At 70.0% G+C, this 17259-nt stretch carries 17 protein-coding genes and 2 pseudogenes; 4 read left to right on the plus strand and 15 right to left on the minus strand.

Annotated features, from left to right (window positions below):
* Window positions 1-1019: 1019 nt before the first annotated feature.
* The 5 genes from G412_RS37915 to G412_RS0111520 all read right to left on the minus strand — a co-directional run bounded on the left by G412_RS37915 (window position 1020) and on the right by G412_RS0111520 (window position 5189).
* On the minus strand, window positions 1020-1601 hold the full coding sequence (locus tag G412_RS37915; RefSeq protein ID WP_244282913.1) for a DUF6879 family protein: 582 nt from the start codon (window positions 1599-1601) through the stop codon (window positions 1020-1022).
* Window positions 1594-1788 carry a hypothetical protein gene (locus G412_RS0111505; protein WP_028812231.1) on the minus strand — a complete coding sequence of 65 codons (195 nt, stop codon included), beginning with the start codon at window positions 1786-1788 and terminating at the stop codon, window positions 1594-1596. Before G412_RS0111505 ends, G412_RS37915 begins: the two co-directional genes overlap by 8 nt.
* Window positions 1789-2225: 437 nt before the next feature.
* Window positions 2226-2876 carry a leucine efflux protein LeuE gene (gene leuE / locus G412_RS0111510; protein ID WP_028812232.1) on the minus strand — a complete coding sequence of 217 codons (651 nt, stop codon included), beginning with the start codon at window positions 2874-2876 and terminating at the stop codon, window positions 2226-2228.
* Window positions 2877-2930: 54 nt separating this feature from the next.
* Complete coding sequence (locus G412_RS0111515; RefSeq protein WP_051338293.1) at window positions 2931-3500, minus strand: Uma2 family endonuclease; 570 nt, start codon at window positions 3498-3500, stop codon at window positions 2931-2933.
* Window positions 3501-3608: 108 nt separating this feature from the next.
* On the minus strand, window positions 3609-5189 hold the full coding sequence (locus G412_RS0111520) for an acyl-CoA mutase large subunit family protein (protein ID WP_028812234.1): 1581 nt from the start codon (window positions 5187-5189) through the stop codon (window positions 3609-3611).
* A gap of 259 nt (window positions 5190-5448) precedes the next feature.
* Here G412_RS0111520 and G412_RS40790 point away from each other — a divergent pair.
* Window positions 5449-6386, plus strand: a pseudogene (locus G412_RS40790) (L,D-transpeptidase family protein).
* 451 nt (window positions 6387-6837) lie between these two features.
* Here the strand turns inward: G412_RS40790 and G412_RS39610 are convergent.
* From G412_RS39610 to G412_RS0111580, 10 genes and pseudogenes are all read right to left on the minus strand, one after another.
* Window positions 6838-7833 carry a hypothetical protein gene (locus G412_RS39610; RefSeq protein ID WP_028812237.1) on the minus strand — a complete coding sequence of 332 codons (996 nt, stop codon included), beginning with the start codon at window positions 7831-7833 and terminating at the stop codon, window positions 6838-6840.
* Entirely contained in the window at window positions 7833-8540 is a 708-nt protein-coding gene (locus tag G412_RS0111540; RefSeq protein ID WP_028812238.1) for an RNA polymerase sigma factor, read from the minus strand. Before G412_RS0111540 ends, G412_RS39610 begins: the two co-directional genes overlap by 1 nt.
* 546 nt (window positions 8541-9086) lie before the next feature.
* The gene (locus G412_RS37125) at window positions 9087-10052 is read right to left on the minus strand and encodes a hypothetical protein (protein ID WP_157839079.1); all 966 of its coding nucleotides are present in this window, start codon (window positions 10050-10052) and stop codon (window positions 9087-9089) included.
* On the minus strand, window positions 10049-10678 hold the full coding sequence (locus tag G412_RS0111550; RefSeq protein WP_028812240.1) for an RNA polymerase sigma factor: 630 nt from the start codon (window positions 10676-10678) through the stop codon (window positions 10049-10051). Before G412_RS0111550 ends, G412_RS37125 begins: the two co-directional genes overlap by 4 nt.
* Before the next feature lie 31 nt (window positions 10679-10709).
* On the minus strand, window positions 10710-11201 hold the full coding sequence (locus G412_RS34070) for a hypothetical protein (protein WP_078606920.1): 492 nt from the start codon (window positions 11199-11201) through the stop codon (window positions 10710-10712).
* A 106-nt stretch (window positions 11202-11307) separates the two neighbouring features.
* Window positions 11308-11528: pseudogene (locus G412_RS34075) on the minus strand (GNAT family N-acetyltransferase); the annotation flags it as partial.
* An 85-nt stretch (window positions 11529-11613) separates the two neighbouring features.
* Entirely contained in the window at window positions 11614-12201 is a 588-nt protein-coding gene (locus G412_RS0111565; protein ID WP_028812241.1) for a hypothetical protein, read from the minus strand.
* Between the two features lie 97 nt (window positions 12202-12298).
* On the minus strand, window positions 12299-12805 hold the full coding sequence (locus G412_RS0111570) for a hypothetical protein (protein ID WP_028812242.1): 507 nt from the start codon (window positions 12803-12805) through the stop codon (window positions 12299-12301).
* A gap of 34 nt (window positions 12806-12839) precedes the next feature.
* A complete protein-coding gene (locus G412_RS34080) occupies window positions 12840-13676 on the minus strand; it encodes a DUF4328 domain-containing protein (RefSeq protein WP_106964073.1) in 837 nt (278 codons plus the stop codon).
* 130 nt (window positions 13677-13806) lie between these two features.
* Window positions 13807-15441: a beta-N-acetylhexosaminidase gene (locus G412_RS0111580; protein ID WP_078606942.1), complete on the minus strand. Its 1635-nt coding sequence runs from the start codon at window positions 15439-15441 to the stop codon at window positions 13807-13809.
* A 57-nt stretch (window positions 15442-15498) separates the two neighbouring features.
* On the opposite strand from G412_RS0111580, the gene G412_RS34085 reads away from it, so the two are divergent.
* From G412_RS34085 to G412_RS0111595, 3 genes are all read left to right on the plus strand, one after another.
* A complete protein-coding gene (locus G412_RS34085; protein WP_425274466.1) occupies window positions 15499-16230 on the plus strand; it encodes a 2-oxo-4-hydroxy-4-carboxy-5-ureidoimidazoline decarboxylase in 732 nt (243 codons plus the stop codon).
* 148 nt (window positions 16231-16378) lie between these two features.
* Complete coding sequence (sdhC, locus tag G412_RS0111590) at window positions 16379-16759, plus strand: succinate dehydrogenase, cytochrome b556 subunit (protein ID WP_078606921.1); 381 nt, start codon at window positions 16379-16381, stop codon at window positions 16757-16759.
* Window positions 16760-16766: 7 nt separating this feature from the next.
* Window positions 16767-17243: a succinate dehydrogenase hydrophobic membrane anchor subunit gene (locus G412_RS0111595; protein ID WP_028812245.1), complete on the plus strand. Its 477-nt coding sequence runs from the start codon at window positions 16767-16769 to the stop codon at window positions 17241-17243.
* Window positions 17244-17259 lie beyond the last annotated feature (16 nt).

Here is a 17259-nt window from a genome sequence, read left to right on the forward strand (position 1 = left end):
AGCTCTCGGGCCAGTACAGGGGCACGGCAACTGCCATTGCACCCACGTCCCTTCCTGAAACTCGCACGCCCGCGAAACTCCCCGAACTGGTGGGAAGGCTCGGGGGTAGGGAGGGTCTGAACCTTCAGTGGACTTCTCTGCACCCACGTCCCTTCCTGAAACTTGAGCGCGCGGGGGTTGGCCCGAACTGGTGGGAGCGTTACGGCCGGCTACGGGTGGTGACGAAATATTGGTCGGCAATGGGTGTCGAGTATTCGGCTCGGTTACACGTCTTTCTCTTATGAGTTGGATGACAGGCGTGGCCGTCCTTCCGATGCCTTCGCTGACAGAGCGGCGAAGGCCGAGAGATCTGGCGACTCTCGCTGTGTTGGTAGTGCCGCGCCCCAGAGCGCGGCTTCCTCGTCTGGGTTAATCCATGCGCTGTCCTGCCAGGAAGTCGCGCTCTTCTTTGAGCGCTCCGGGGGATAGCTGATGAAACCCGTGACTCTTACTTGCTACGTCTGCGAGCACACTTACGAACGGCCGTACGGCCCCGGAAGACCGCCGCTGTATTGCGACGCGTCCTGTCGACGCTTGGCCCGACAGGGCCGCAAGCGGGCTGCTTATGTCAGTCGCGCTGAAGCTCGGCGGCTTAACGCCGCAGCATAGCCACCCAATCGACCAATTGAGTCACCCCCGGCTTAGCCGAGGTGGGCGACTTTTTTGTGCCCATGTTCCAGAGGAGAAAAAGTGAAGCCCGAACTGTGCAAGGTGTTTGATGCTGCCGAGAGCCGCACTAACGGACTGGCGGCCAATGAGGTTGCATTCATCATCAAGAATGCTGGCGATAAGCGAGAGAGTGTTCTCTCGGTCATTAACCAGGCTAAGGCAAGCACGCCCGAAGGGCGTGATGCGCTTCGGGCTGTATTTGAGGGAGATCGGTCAAACGTTGGCGGTGAACTGCGCGCACAGGTAGATCGCATATATGCGAATCGCGAGGTACGCAATCTTGAGAAGAGCCTTCGCGAAAAGACTGGCTCTTACCGCTTTGACTCCGCTCGTGGCCTGCTCGCGCAGCGTGCCGAGCTTGTCAATGAGCTGCGAAACCTCGCCGGTCCGTGCTTTGCCCACCATTCCGGGAACGGCACGGCGTGAGCCATGGCCGTATCTCGGTATGCGGCGAACTCGCCTGCCCGGTCTTCGCTCAGAACTTCCTGATCCGCGAAGGCTCCCGATTCGTCGTAGTGCATGACGACTGGAGTCTCATCCATCAGCCAAAAGTCAGGAACCCCTTCTAGGGGGTTCGGTTGTTCGGTGGTGTCGAGAATGAAGAACTCCTCGCCGCCCGCCATGTTCTTCTGATAGCCCCAGCCCAACTCGAACCGCAGATATGGCGTGAGTGGTCGAGACAGAACGTGAACACGATAGACGCGCTTGCCCTTGCTTGTTTGCGAGCGGAGTTCGGACACCCAGGCAGCGTTATAGTCGGCCGGCTGCGACTCCCCGGCTAGGAAAGCTTGATAGGCATCCACGTTTCCCGATTTGCTGTAATCATCCAACGTCTCTAGCCGGAATGCTTCCCGCTGGAAGGTGCCGAACAGGTCGCCCAGTGCCTTAGCCACGAAGACCCTTCCGGATGAGATCGAAAAGCAACTGCTCTGGGATCTCGACCACGGTTTCGTGTGCGGGAATCTGAAGGCCGTGGTCGGCAGGAGTCTCCCCCTGCACCAGCAGGGTGCCCCTGTCGGTCGCGTAGATCGTCGGGCAATCCTTGAGGTCGCAGGTGCTCACAAGCTTGGTGACCTTCACGGGGTTCCCTCCCTGGCCTGCTTCGTCATGTCCTGGTCGATGCTTCCGACCAACCGCCCTGAGACGCAAGGGGTGAGAGTTTCCAAGACAGGAAACCGGGTCTGCTCCGACGCGACGAGGGGGAGTGCCCAGGACAGCGCAACGCTCAACACAGGGGATAGCGAGTGCGCATGGAGGCGGGACCTAGAGGGTCGGCAAAGTCCCTGAACCTCTCAGGACGTCTCAGGGGTACTCGCGGCCTTCACGGTGAGTGGCCGCCGCTTCCGCCTGCTGGGCGTGCTGACCAAAGCAGAGAACGGGGTGACCTTGGGGGGCTCCTGGGACTCCTTCGGGGGCCTCTTAGGCAGGCCGAGAGCTCCTAGTGCTTCACGCTGCTCCTGGAGGCTCATGCGGGCGAACAGGGCCGCAGCATCGTCAAGGTGAGACACGCCAGCCCCCTACGCGCTTGCCAGAGACAGCTTGACGGCGAACCCCAGGAAGAGCGCTCCGGCCGCCGAGGTGGCCCCTGCGCTGAGCGTCCTCCGACGACGGAACGCAGCAGCTAGACGAGACCCGCCGAAGATGAGCGCAGACAGGTACAACACGCTTGCCACCTGGGCGAGTACGCCTAGAGTCACGAACCCCGCGACTGGGTTGGACTCTGACACGAACTGCACGAAGAAGGAGATGAAGAAGAGGATCGCCTTTGGGTTGAGCAGGCTGATCACGAGAGCGCGGCGGAACGGGCGCTCGGCAGCCACAGTCGCCTCGACGTCAGCGGCACCCGCGTCCGTGCGCTCGTTGCGCGTGCGCCACATCGACCAGGCCGCGCGCATCATCCCGATCGCCAGCCAGGTCAGATATCCGGCGCCCGCGTACTTCACGATCCCGAACAGCAGCGCGTTGGCCTGGAGCAGCGAGGCCACGCCGGCCGCGGACAGCGTCATGAGCACCGCGTCCCCGCAGAACACCCCGGCGGCCGCCGCATACCCCTTCCGCGCCCCGCGCCGGGCGGCGACGGACAGCACGTACAGCGAGTTCGGCCCCGGCAGCAGAATGATCAGCACGAGGCCGGCGAGATAGGTCGGAAGATCGGTGACGCCCAGCATGGACCGAGTGTCGCACGGAGGTACGACACTCGGCCGGGGCATTTCACAGTGCGGTCAGTCGCCGTCGAGGAGGGTGTCCACGGGCAGTTCGAGAGTGACGCCGACGGAGGCGGGGACGGGGACCGAGGCCCCCCGCTCGTACCGCTGCGGCGGCGGATACTTGCCGTCCGCCGGATCGCTGTAGAGCAGCACTTCGCCGTGCTTGCGGTCGGCCACGATGTAGACCGGGACCCCGGCCTCGGCGTAGCTCTCGACCTTGGTCCCGAGGGCGTCGGTCCAGTTCGAGGAGGTCACTTCGACGACCAGGCGGAAGACGTTCGGGGCATAGCAGTTCTTCTGGACGAGCGCGTCCCGGAAGTCCTCGTCGACCACGGAGAAGTCGGGGATCGCGTAGTCGTCGGGCAGGCCGGGCAGCCACAGGCCGATGCCCTGGACGTACTCCAGGCCGGCCTCTTCCACTCCCGCCCGGTCGAACGCTCTTCCCAGCTTGGTCAACGACAGTGCGTGCGAACCGTCCGGCCGTGGTGTCACGATGAGCCTCCCCTGGAGAATCTCCACGCGGTGCCCGGGCAGTGCACGGGAGAGCAGGTCGGCGGCTTCGCCCAACGTCAGCTCGTGTTGCATGACAGCCACGGCATCCCCCTTGTCGGGATCACTCTCCACCGAAAGTAACCGGGAGCACCGACACTCCGCCCCCGATCACTCGTCCGGGTGGCCAACGGTCGGAAGCGCTCAGAACGCGTTCGTCGGGACGTACGTCCCCCACACCTCCCGCAGCGCGTCGCAGACCTCGCCGACCGTCGCCCGCGCCCGCAGCGCGTCCTTCATCGGGTACAGGACGTTGTCCGTGCCCTCCGCCGCCTTCTTCAGCTCCACCAGCGCCGCGTCCACCGCCGCCTGGTCGCGCTCCGCGCGCAGCTTCGCGAGGCGGTCGGCCTGCTGGGCCTCGATCGCGGGGTCGACGCGCAGGGGCTCGTACGGCTCCTCCGTCTCCAGCTGGAAACGGTTCACGCCGACCACGACGCGCTCGCCGCTGTCCGTCTCCAGGGCGATGCGGTACGCGCTGCGCTCGATCTCGTTCTTCTGGAAGCCGCGCTCGATGGCGTTGACCGCGCCGCCCATGTCTTCGACCTTCGCCATCAGTTCGAGCGCGGCGGCCTCGACGTCGTCGGTCATCTTCTCGACGACGTACGAGCCGGCGAACGGGTCGACGGTGGCCGTGACGTCCGTCTCGTACGCCAGGACCTGCTGGGTGCGCAGGGCCAGGCGGGCGCTCTTGTCGGTGGGGAGCGCGATCGCCTCGTCGAAGGAGTTGGTGTGCAGGGACTGGGTCCCGCCGAGGACGGCCGCCAGGCCCTGGACGGCGACGCGCACCAGGTTGACCTCGGGCTGCTGGGCGGTGAGCTGCACGCCCGCCGTCTGCGTGTGGAAGCGCAGCATGAGGGATTTGGGGTTCTTCGCGCCGAACTCGTCGCGCATGACCTTCGCCCAGATGCGGCGCGCGGCGCGGAACTTGGCGACCTCTTCGAGGATGGTGGTGCGGGAGACGAAGAAGAAGGACAGGCGGGGCGCGAAGTCGTCCACGTCCATCCCGGCCGCGACGGCGGTACGGACGTATTCGATGCCGTCGGCGAGCGTGAACGCGATCTCCTGCGCGGGCGAGGCGCCGGCCTCCGCCATGTGGTAGCCGGAGATCGAGATCGTGTTCCACTTCGGGATCTCGGTCTTGCAGTACTTGAAGATGTCCGCGATCAGGCGGAGCGACGGCTTGGGCGGGAAGATGTACGTCCCGCGCGCGATGTACTCCTTCAGCACGTCGTTCTGGATCGTGCCGGTCAGCTTGTCGGCCGGTACGCCCTGTTCCTCGCCCACCAGCTGGTACATCAGGAGGAGGAGGGCCGCCGGCGCGTTGATCGTCATCGACGTCGAGACCTTGTCCAGCGGAATGCCGCCGAACAGGACCCGCATGTCGTCGATCGAGTCGATCGCGACGCCGACCTTGCCGACCTCGCCGCTCGCGATCGCCGCGTCGCTGTCGTGGCCCATCTGGGTCGGCAGGTCGAAGGCGACCGACAGGCCCATCGTGCCGTTGGCGATCAGCTGCTTGTAGCGGGCGTTGGACTCGGTCGCGGTGCCGAAGCCCGCGTACTGGCGCATCGTCCACGGGCGGCCCGTGTACATGGAGGGGTACACGCCGCGCGTGAAGGGGTACTTGCCGGGCTCGCCCAGCTTCTCCGCGGGGTCCCAGCCCTCCAGGGCGTCCGGCCCGTACACCGGCTCAATAGGCAGTCCCGACTCCGACTCGCGCGCCATCTGCTGTGCCTCCCGCTGAACGTACAGGGAACGTACTGGCTGGTAATTAACCGACCCTCGCGACGGACTGTAGCGGCGGGCGTGCGGCGGGTGGAGAGCCGCAGGCTGGGACCTTGCTCACAACGTCGCTCTTCATCGCTCTTCATCGCTCTTCCATCATGCGGGGCTTTCGCAACCGGGCGGAGCGGGAAACAGTCCTTAAGGGCAAACGAGATGCCGGGGGCGGGAAATGGACGAGAAGCAGCGGAACAGCAGAGCCATGCGCAGAGCGGTGGCACTGGCGGCGGCCGCCGTGGTGGGCGTGACCGCGGGGTGCACGGCGCAGGCGTCCGGGGCGGGAGCGGGAGCGGCGGCTGCGGGCGGGACGAAGCGGGCGGCAGCGGCGGCTCCGGCGCATACGCCGGCGAACGCTCCGGTGGCGGCGGTGTCGAAGTCCCCGGCTCCGGCGGCTACGGAGGGCAGGTCGGAGGGACCCGCTGAGCCGAAGGCCGGGCCGGCCAAGCCGAAGACCGCGCCGCCCGAGTCGAAGACCGCGCCGTCGGCGCCGCCCGCGCCCGCGCCGCGCCCAAGATCCTTATGGCGAGGGGGGCCGAAGGCGCGCAAGTACGCGAGCTGCAGGCCAGGCTCCGTCAGATCGGCCACTTCAACCGCACACCTACCGGCTACTACGGTTCCGTCACCGCTGCCGCCGTCTCGTCCTTCCAGGGCAAGCGCGGCCTGCCCCGTACGGGCACGACCGACGCCGTGACCTGGGACAAGCTGCTGGGGATGACCAGGAAGCCGACACGCGACGAGCTGCACCCGACGACCGCCAACCCGGTCGCCAAGCCCGACCCCCGCTGCATGACGGGCCGGGTTCTGTGCATCAGCAAGACCAGCCGCACCCTGTCCTGGATGGTCGAGGGGCGGGTCGTCTCGGCGATGGACGTGCGATTCGGATCGCAGTACACGCCCACCCGTGAAGGGGTGTTCAGCGTGTACTGGAAGTCCCGGCACCATGTCTCGACGCTGTACGACAGCCCCATGCCGTACGCCCTCTTCTTCAGCGGCGGGCAGGCCGTCCACTACTCGTCGGACTTCGCGGCCCGTGGCTACAGCGGTGCGTCGCACGGCTGCGTCAACGTCCGGGACGAGGGGAAGATCGCGAGCCTGTTCGCGCAGGTGCGCAACGGCGACAAGGTCGTCATCTACTGGTAGCCGCCGGTCAGGGAGATGGAGAAGTGGCGCGGGCGGGACCGGGGGAACGTGTCCCGCCCGCGCCTGTTGCGCGGAGCCGAAGGTACGGGGGGAACCCCGGCTCGTCGCGCTGCCGATGACCAGTCGGCTCACTCTGTACTGCGTCACCCACTCCAAAAACGTCACACCTGCGCTAGGTCGGGGATGAAAGCGCAGGTCAGCGAGGTGCGGGGGCGTTGGGGGCGGTGCCGCGCCGGGGCGTCTCCTCGGGCGTCGAACGTTCGGGTAGGTGTTGGTTCGTTCGCGGTGGTTGCGTTCAACGCCCTGCGGGGAGCGCCCCGACACGTCCCCTCACCGGCGGCGTTGCCGGTGAGGCGGGGGCGGGCGCCGCCATGCACCGTCCCCTCCTGGCACCGCGACATGGGGCCGCAGCACGGGCTGCGTACGTCGCAGCCGCCGCGTGCGGGGTGGGTCAGCTCGGGTGGGCCGAGGCGCCGGTGGTTGTGGACGGCTCGACGGTCGGCGAGGGGGGCGGGGCATAGGAGATCGGCGGCACGATCCTGCGGATGTCGCCGGGGGCGTCCTCGCTCCCGTCGCTTCCGCCGTTCCTGCCGTTCTTGTCGCCGCCGTCTTCGTCTCCGCCCCCGCCCGCGTCGTCCACGTCACCGGGGCCGTCCAGCACGCGGTCGCAGAAGCGCTCCACCCGGTCGGGGCCCTTGGCCGCGGCCTCCAGGCGTCGTTCGTGGTCGGGGGCGAGCTTGCCCTCGCGGTAGTCCTGGCAGGCCTTGGCGGTCTTGCGGTACCAGTCGGCGGAATCGGAACCGGAACCACCATCGCCCGTTCCTGATGTGTCGTCGTCGGGCCGGGCCGGGTGGGTGGGGGGTACGCCGGTGTCCGGTGCGGGGGAGGACTCGTGCGTACCCCCGGTTTCGACCTTGCCGTCGCCGGGCGTCTGGTGTGCGCCGCCGGGGGTGCCGGTGCTGTCCGGGGTGGGGGCGTCGGTGTCGCCCGGTTCAGCGGTGGTGGTCCCTGAGACGACCGGCGGTGGTGTCGCGGCGGCGGACACGGAGGACGCCGGGGCGGGGTCGGTGTCGCTGCCGAAGGGGCTGGGCAGTACGCCCGTGCCCGCCGCCACCGCGACGCCGCCGAGCGCGACACCGGCCAGTGCCCCGGCCAGCCCGAGGCGTACGGGGCGTGCCCAGCGCACGGGTACGGCGGCCCTGCGTCCGATACGTACCGTCGAGAAGGCCTCGGGGGACGCGGCCCTGGCTTTGCGGAACGCCGCCAGCGCGGCCGCCTCGCCGGGGAGTTCGCCCGGCTCGTGGCCGGCCCTGGCGACGCCGTCGAGGGCGGCGGAGAGGCGCTCGGCCTGGGCGCGTGCGTGTTCGCCGACAGGGCCTACGGGTTCTCCGCGCAGCAGTCGCTCCGCCGCGTCCTTGTCGAGCCACTCGTAACGCTCGTCGGCCATCACATGTCCTTCTGCGTCCGCACGCACGAATGCGTCACACCGGCGGACGTCACCTGGCCCGGTCGCGGACCTCGCTGGGGCGGTACTGCGCCGAGCTCCGGCCGCCCGCCGGCCGGGTCGGCGACCGTACCCCTGTCGTCTTCACCGCTCTCGCCGTCCGCCGCGTTCAGCAGCTCGGCCAGCCGCTTCAGGCCGCGGTGCGCGGCGGTACGTACGGCGCCGGGGCGCTTGCCGAGGGTCTGAGCGGCGGTCTTCGCGTCGAGTCCGACGACGACACGCAGGACGACGGCCTCGGCCTGGTCCTGCGGAAGCTGGGCGATGAGGGCGAGGGTGTCACCGGTGGCAAGGGCTTCCATCGCCTCGCCCGCGGTGTCGGAGGCGCCGGGCTTGGTGGTGAGCTCGGTTTCGTCGCCGCCGACGACGGGGCGCCTGCCGCGCATACGTATGTGATCGAGGGCACGGTTGCGCGCTATGCGCGCCGCCCAGCCCCGGAACCGGTCGGCGTCGCCGCTGAACCGGTCGAGGTCGCGGGCTATCTGGAGCCACGACTCGGAGGCGACGTCCTCTGCCTCCGGTTCGCCCACCAGCGTTCGTATGTAGCCCAACAACCGCGGGTGCACGGCGCGGTACACAGTACGGAAGGCGTCTTCGTCCCCGTCCTGTGCCGCGAGCACCGCGGCGGTCAGCTCCGCGTCGTCCCCCAGCACTTCCTCAACCCGTCCCAAATAGCAGCTGGTCACCGCTGCCGCGCGGCCCAGCGCGAGTCAGCACGGTACGGCGTCCGAAGGGGTCACGTCCACGTCCTGCACAACGCGCGACTGTCTGCTGACAGAGAGCGGTGTGACAGAAAACGCAGGCCCGGCGCTGAGAGTAGTACGGGCCGCCGCACGGTCCGCGGACGGCGACCGGGGCCTCTCCTGTGGGGGGTGGCGGCCCCGGTCGTCCTTCCTCGGTCTGCGGCGGCCCCATTTCATGCTTTCGAGACCCTTCCCTGGGGCGTCGCGACAACACTCCGGACCCTCGCGACTCGCCGTCCCGACACCCTCTCGCAGGCCTCCCCGAGGTCTCACGAACTCGCCGCCCCGACATCCTCCCGGCGCAGTTCCGCGGCCGGGTGCCGTCCCGATCCTCCCGGCGCCGCCCCGAGCTCCTCCCGGACGCCGCCGCCCCGACGGCTCACGGACTCGCCGCCCCCGCACCCCGACCCGAAGCCCCGCCGAGCCGGTGACCGCATCGTCGCGGCGTGAGGGGGATTAGTTCCCGCCCTTGCCCTGGGTGGCGCCTTTGCCGGCCGGTCGGCGTCCGTTGCCGTTGCCGGGTTCGTCCTTGTCCGCGGGCTTCGCGGGGTCGGTACGATCCGTCGGGTTCGCGGCACTGCCTCCGGGCGCGTTGTCGTCCGGCTTCGCCGGGGGGTGTTCCGGCGGGGCCTTGGGTGCCGTTCCCGGCTTCTTCGGGGGTTTCGAGGCCTTCGGTGCCTTTGTGGAGCCCTTGCCGTCGGTGCCCGCCCCCGGTTGCCGTTCCTCGGCCGCCACCACGTCCTCGCAGTACGCCTCCACCGTCAGCCCGGCGTCGGCGGCCTCGGCCGTCAGCCGTTCGGAAGCCGCGCCGCGGCCGGAGAGCGAGCGTCCGTTGGATGCGAGGTACGCCACGCAGTACGCCACGTCATCCTGCGCCCGCGTCGGGCGCGCCGACCCGGAACGGGTGACCCCGGTGGAGGGGAGGCGCACCGTCCCCTCCGCCGCGCTCTCCCGCGCCGCGCCGGGCGTGGGCGGCGCACCGGTGCGGGCCGCGGTCGACGCCGCGCTGGGCCCGACCGAACCGCCGCCACCGATCCCGAACGGCGCCGGGATCGCCCCCGTACCGGCCGCCAGCGCCACCCCGCCCAGCGTCACCGTCGCCGCGACCGAGGCGAACGCCGCCCTGGCCGGAAGTGCGCCGCGCCGACGCCGGGACGGCCGCCAGTCGTCGCGCCTGCGCGCCTGCCACCAGCGCTCCGGGAGAGCGTGTGCGCCGGCGTCGCGCGCCTCCCGATACGCGGCGAGCGCCGCTTCCTCGTTCGCCCCGCCGGGGCCGGGCGCGGATCGGCGTACGGCGGCCAGCAACGCCTCGACCTCCGGCGTGGCCACCTCCTCATCCACCGCTTCCCGATCCCGCGCGTCGGCCCCGGTCCGTCGTCGCGGCCGTGCCTGCGCCTGTGGTTGCTTCCGTACCCGTCTCATGTCTCATCCTTCAGCGTGCGCGGTGCCGGAGACGTCACAGCGTCCACCCGGCCGCCGCCCGCCAGTTGCTCGGCCAGCCGCTTGAGTCCGCGGTACGCCGATGTCCGCACGGACCCGCTGCGCTTGCCCAGCACCCTGGCCGCCGCGGGCCCGTCCAGACCGACGACCACCCGCAGCAGTACCGCCTCCGCCTGCTCGCGCGGCAGCGCGGCGATCATTTCCAGCGCCTGCTCGGTCGACAGCGCTTCGAGCGCGTCGTCGGCGGTGTCCTGCCGGTCGGGCAGGTCCAGCACGTCCTGCTCGATCAGCGCCGTACGGGGCCTTCGCTTCTGCTTGCGCAGGTGGTCGAGCGCGCGGTGGCGGGCGATCGTCGCCGTCCAGCCGCGGAATCCCGCCCCGTCGCCACGAAACCGCCCCAGGTCCCGCGCGATCTCCAGCCACGCCTCGGACGTCACGTCCTCGGCGTCCTCCCCCACCAGCCCCCGCACATATCCGAGCAGCCCTGGATGCACGATCCGGTACGCCGCGGCGAACCCGCCCTCGTCCCCCTGCTGGGCCCGCTCGACGGCAGCACCCAGCTCCGCGTCGTACGCCTGTGTACGACGCCGCTCCCCGCCCCTGGCCACACGTCCCTCTTCGTGCCGACTTCGGCACTGGTCACCGTGCCCATGCCCCCTGTGGAGCACTGGGCCCCCCATTGCTCTGCGCATGGAGGCACGGAAACGTCACAGCTTCCCGGCCGTGCAGGAGCAGGTAGAAGCGCTGCACCGACTCCTCCGAGCCCGCCTCGAACCGGTTGACGACTTTCCCCAGCGGGTTCCACACCCGCCCGTCGGGCATCCGTACCCCGACCGGCTGCCGGAACAGCTCCCGCTGCTCGGTCCCGAAGTCGACCCAGCGACCGCCCGTTCTCCGGACGACGACCTCACCGGTGTACGCCCCGAGCCCCCGCAGCACCACGTCGACCCGCGCCCGCTCGGTCGCGCCGCGCCGCAACCCGTCCACGACGAGGTCCACCAGCCGGAGGCTGGCGACGGAGTAGTCGAGCGGCAGCCGGTCGCGGGCGGCGAGCCGCTGGACGAACTCGGCGGCGTACGCCCGCATGCCGGACGCACTGGGCAGCTCCGACTCCCCCACGCGCTCAGCCATGTTTCCCACGCCCCTCCGGATCGGCCGATCATCGCTCTCACTGACCAAGCGACAGGAGCCCCGGAAACATCACGCGACAGCTACGGCGCGGGAGCGCTCAGCCGCCACCTGACCCGACGGTGGCCTGGACCGTACCCGCCAGGCAGCCCTCGGAACGGAGGCGTACGACCCAGTCGCACCAGGAGACAGCGGGATCGGGCGACCCGGCGACCATGCGCGTGTACCGCTCACGCGGCGACGCCGGAGCGCCGCCGATGAAGTCGTGCAGGCGTGGATCGGACAGTACGGCGGCCATCTCGGCGGCGTGCGAGACGCGCGCAGCGGCAGAAGGTCAAGTTACGGGGTGGTGACGGCCTCGGCCCGCCCGTGGCGCTGCCTCGCAGCGAGGCCTCTGCGCGGGGCCCCGGATGGATCAGCCGCTGCTGCGGGCGCGGCGCGACGCCGCCGCCCGCAGTACGCGCTTGCCCTCGTTGGAGAGCTGGAGGGCGTGGTTCAGGCCGCCGCCCGAGTCCTCCGCGAGCATGTCGAGGAGCTGGCACTGGCGGCGCAGTTCGCCGGCCGTGAGCGGGCTGATGCCGTCGGTCTCGCCGTTGCGGTACGCCTTCACCCGCGCCTCGTGGCCGTCCGGCGCCACCGCGTCCAGCCGCAGATGGACCTCCAGCACCGCCGCCGAGCAGTCCTCGGCCCATGCGCGCAGCGCGGGCCCGTCATAGGTGGTGGGGACCGCGGCGGCCATGCGGATGGCGAAGCCCGCCAGCTCGCCGGGGGCCGCGCCCGCGACGCGCTCCACCACGGCGGCGACCCTGCGCAGCCGGCCGAGCCACGCGTCGCCGCCCTCGACCGCGACCCACAGCGGCTTGAGCGCCTCGTCCGTGTCGAGGCCGATGCGCTCGGCGCCTTCGACGTACTCCAGCAGGGGCAGGCAGCGGTCCAGGCAGGCCACCGCACTCGCCGCCAGGGTCCGTTCATCGGCGCGGCCGATCAGTTCCACCAGGGTCACGGTGCCTCCCTCGGCACTGCAGGGCCCGCTCGGTGCGGGCCTTCTCCTTCCGACTGCGTACCGCGCCGCGATTGCGTCACAGTCCGCTCATCGCCGCTCACAGCCCCAGCCGGTCCAGGAAGCGCGCGAACAGCTCCTCGGCCACCGGGTCCGCCTCTTCGCGCAGTACGTCGAGCAGGGCGGCCGCGGCCACCGTCCGGCCGGTCGCGGCCGCCCACTCCACCGCTTTCGCCGCGGCTTCCTCCGGCGGGAGGAAGAGGTCCTCCAGGACCAGCCCGTCGGCGCTCAGACAGTCCGCCATCGCCTCGCGCCCCAGGCAGCCGAACCAGGATCCGGCCGCCGTCGCGGAGGTGGCGCCCTCCACGACCACACAGGCGCTGCCCATGACGAAGGCGAACAGCGCGGGTGTTCCCGTCTCCCCGCACACGCCACGGGCGAGCGCCCCCATGTCCCCGACCTGCGGCTCACTGGCCCGCGCCCACACCTGCCACCCGTCGCCCCGCGTCTCGTGGAGTGTCAGCCCTTCCCGTACGTCCGCGAGCGCGGCCAGCTCCGCGAGCGGCCGCCCGCTGCGGCCCACCACGAAGTAACCCCAGAAACCCATGCCCCGCTCCCCCCACGGCCCCCGACAGTTCCTGTCACATTCTGCCCACGACAGGTCGCTCTGTGGTCAGGTCGGTCGAACCGGCAGGTCCGGCCGTGGCCTTGAGGTGCTGCATGCGCGTCAGCGCGCGCACGAAGAGGATCGCGAGCACGGCGGCCGCGATGTCGAGCAGATCGGCGACGATCAGCCGGTCGAGGGCGTCGCGGATCGCGGTCGGCTCCTCGGCCTTCTCGTAGCTCTTGACGGCGAACCGGCCGAACAGCAATGACGCGACCCAAGCCGTCCACCACAGGTCGAGGACGAGCTTCCGGTCCCTCATCGCGGTCTCCAGCCCGTACGGGTCGCGCCTGCTCGCCGCCCAGATGTCGACGGCGACCCCGCGCGGCATCCAGAGGTTGGCGACCGGGATGAACCAGGTGCCGATCGCCCATCCGGGCCCCCGGCGCTGAAGGTCCGGGGCGAAGACCTCGGCGTTGCGCCGTACCCGGAAGAACCAGACGAGGAAGACGACGGCCGTCGCCACCAGCACCGGGGCGTACACCAGGGACGACCAGAGCAGCAGGGTCTCGGTCCGCTCCAGTTCGGCGGTGGCGATGTAGGAGAAACCCTCGGACGCCAGGCCGCCCCACTGCCCCCGCGCACGGAACGAGACGAAGAGCGCGAAGCAGTCGGCCGCGACGATGGCGCAGAGCAGCGCCGTCACGGCGTACGAGAGCCCGACCGGCGAGCGCGGTGCGGCGGCGGGCCCGGTGGACAGCGGCACCGCCGGCGCGGGTGGAGGCGGCTCGGACGTGGCGGCGGCGATCACGCAGCCGTCGCAGAGCCCTTCACCGGTGGTGACCTTCTCTGTTCCGCAATTAGCGCACAGCATGACTGAGCAGCCCCCCAAGAGCGCCGGAACGCCCCTCCCCAGAGGCGTGACGAATGTGCGGACGCCGGCCGGCGGCAGCATGCGGAACATACGCTGCCGCCGACCGGGCCGTCCATCACGAATCCGCAGCTCAGCCCGTGCGCTCGGCCAGCGCCTTGAAGCCCTCCCAGTTCAGGGCCGGCTTGCCCGAGTCCCACGTCTTCTGGGCCAGGGCGCGCATCGGCAGGTGGATGCCGCGCGCGACCTGCTCCTGCGTCTGCGCGTTCGAGAGGTCGCACCAGATGGCGAGGCGGCCGCCCAGGATCTGGTCCGCGTAGCGGGCGGGCACCGGGGTGGTGCCGCGCAGGACCAGCGGCGTCCAGGACTCGTAGATGCGGCGGCCCGTCGGGTAGGTGAAGGTGTTGGGCTCGCCGAGTACGTAGTAGAGGTACTCGTCGTTGGCGTTGACCAGCTTGCGGCCCTCGCTCAGGTACTCCTGCGGCTCCCGCGCGCCGATCTCCTTGCCGGTCCAGTACTCGACCTCACGGTCCTGGTCGGCCTTGACGACGCCACCGGCGTGCAGGCCGTCGTTCCAGGCCTTGAGGCTCTTGCCGTGCGGGCGAACGGTCGCGGCGCGGTCGTTGAGCCAGCCGGTGGCCAGGTCCTGGATCTTCGCGTTCGGGCCGTACTTGCGGACGGCCTCACGGGCGAGCCCCGGATACGAGGCCTCCGGGTTCCGCTTCGTCAGCGCCTGGTACTCGTCGCCGCCGAGGTGCATGTACTGGCCGGGGAAGAGGCCGGCGTACTCGCTCAGCAGGTCGTCCACGATCCGCGCCGAGTCGGGGTTGGCGATGTCCACCGCGCCGCGCGCGGGAACACCCTGGGCGTCGCGCAGCTGGAGCTCGGGGTGCGCGTCCATGACCGCGCCGAGGTGGCCCGGCGAGTCGATCTCGGGGATCACGGTGATGTGGCGGCTCTCGGCCAGTTTCACGATCCGCCGGACCTCGGCCTTGGTGAGGTGCTGCTGGGACACGACCTCGGGGTGGCTGTCCGAGGCGATACGGAAGCCCTGGTCGTCGGAGAAGTGCAGGCCGAGCTGGTTGAGCTTGAGGTCGCCCATCTCGCGGACGGTGTCCTCGATCCAGTCGGCGCTGAAGTGCTTGCGCGCGGTGTCGAGCATCACTCCGCGCTGCGGCTTGGCGGGCTTGTCGCGTACGACGCCCTCGGACAGGCGGCCGTCGGCGGCCAGGGCCTGCTTGACGGTGCGGGTCCCGTAGAACACGCCCGCCTCGTCGGCGCCCGTGACGCGGACACGTCCATCACGCACGGTGAGGGTGTACGACTCGGGCGCGCCGCCGGGCGCCAGCGCCAGCTCGATGTCACCCGCGCGGCCGGACCCGGCGCCCGAGTACCCGCGCTTGAGTTCCCGGGCCAGGAGCTTGCCCTCGTCGGCGAGCGCCCGGCTGTTGTCCGGCGCCACGACGACACGCGTGGAGCGCTGCGGCTTCCAGCCGGGGCCGGAGGCGGCGTCGTACTCCTGAACCGCGGGGATGGCGCTGGGTGCCTTGGTCGGTCCTGGCTTCGCGGACGGCTTCGCCGACGGCGTCGCCGACTTCGACGGTGCTGGTGATGTTGCTGGTGCTGCTGGTGCTGGCGGCTTCGGCGATGCTGCCGGTGTGGCCGACGACGCCGACGGCGCGGACGGCTCCGACTGCGTGACGGTGGCGATGAGCGGGACGGTCAGGGAGACCGCGGCTATGGCCAGCGGCCCCCGGAATTGCGACATCATTGGGCGAACGATGCCCAATCAGACCCCCAATCGTCCACCAATCGTCCAGTATGTGTGTCCAACCTCTCCCGTTCGAGTGAGATTCGCGCATCCGTCGGACAGCCCTCACGAAGCATCGCTAGCGTTGCCCCTCAGCCATCCCACCCTTCTCGCCCGTCCCATTCCGAGGAGCTCACGCTGTCCAGCGAATCGCCGGGACGTACGGCCATCCCCGCCCAGAGCCGCAGACCCGCCACCGCCGCCGGGCTCGACCGCTTCAACGCCGCGCCCGCCGACGCCGCCGAGACCGCCCTGCTCGCCTGCTGCGGCAGCCTGCGCTGGGCGCGGCTCATCGTCGGCCACCGCCCGTACCCCGACCTCGGCGCACTGCTCGCCGCGGCCGACGAGGCGGCGTACGACCTGTCCCGCGACGAGGTCGCGGACGCGCTGACCGGCGAATCGTCCGCGGGCCCGGCCGAGGGCGCCCCCGCCGTCGCGCACACCGCGCTGCGCGCTGCCCACGCGGCGTACGAGAGCAGCTTCGGCCACGCCTTCGTGATCTGCCTGGACGGCTTCCCGCCGGAGGAGCATCTCGACCAGGTACTGGCCGGCATCCGGTCACGGCTCGGCAACGAAGCGGAGAAGGAGCAGGCGGTCGCCGCCGACGAGCTGCGCAGGCTCGCACGGGGACGGCTCGCCCATCTCGTTTCAGATCCGCAGAAAGCGGCTGTTTTTACGACAAGTGGTGATCTTGCAGGCCACACCGGCCGCGCGGACCGGCCCGATAGCCCGTCCGTGGCTGTTTGATTGCCTCTTTGATCACACCAGTGGACCCCGCGCGAACGAACCGACAACTCGTCGCTACGATGGCCGGGGCCGGTGGACCGTACCCGGCCGGGCCAGACCGACACAGAAGCCGGCATGGCCCCAATCCCCGCTCCCGGAGGGTTTTTCCGTGCCGGCTGGAACGCTGTATCGCGGCCGGGAAGGTATGTGGTCCTGGGTGGCTCATCGAGTCACCGGCGTCCTCATTTTCTTCTTCCTGTTCGTACACGTCCTCGACACCGCTCTCGTCCGCGTCTCTCCCGAGGCGTATGACGATGTCGTGGCCACCTACAAGACCCCGCTCGTGGCGCTGCTCGAGTACGGCCTTGTCGCCGCCATCCTCTTCCACGCGCTGAACGGCCTGCGGGTCATCGCCGTGGACTTCTGGTCCAAGGGCACGCGCTACCAGAAGCAGATGCTCTGGACTGTGATGGGCATCTGGATCGTGCTGATGGCAGGCGCCCTCTACCCCGTGCTCGGCCACGCCGTACGCGAAGTCTTCGGGAGCTGACGCAGAGATGTCTGAGACCACTACTTCGACCGTCGGCCCCGTCGAGGGCGAGAGCCTTTACGACGTGGACCACCCGGCTCCCGTCATCGAGGCCCCCCGCGCTCGTACCAAGAAGACGCCCAAGTCGACCCGCACCAATTTCGAGCTGTACGGCTGGCTGTTCATGCGGCTGTCCGGCATCGTGCTGGTCGTCCTGGTCCTCGGCCACCTGCTGATCCAGCTCGTGCTGGACGGCGGCGTGTCCAAGATCGGCTTCGCCTTCGTGGCGGGCCGCTGGGCCTCGCCGTTCTGGCAGACCTGGGACCTGCTCATGCTGTGGCTGGCGATGCTGCACGGCGCCAACGGCCTGCGTACCGTCATCAACGACTACGCGGAGCGGCCGAACACCCGCTTCTGGCTGAAGAACCTGCTGTACACCGCCACGGTGTTCACCGTCCTTCTGGGCACGCTGGTGATCTTCACCTTCGACCCGAACATCCGCTAGGCCCGGGGCTGAGGCA

This window comes from Streptomyces flavidovirens DSM 40150 (genome assembly GCF_000429085.1).
GTDB lineage: Bacteria > Actinomycetota > Actinomycetes > Streptomycetales > Streptomycetaceae > Streptomyces > Streptomyces flavidovirens.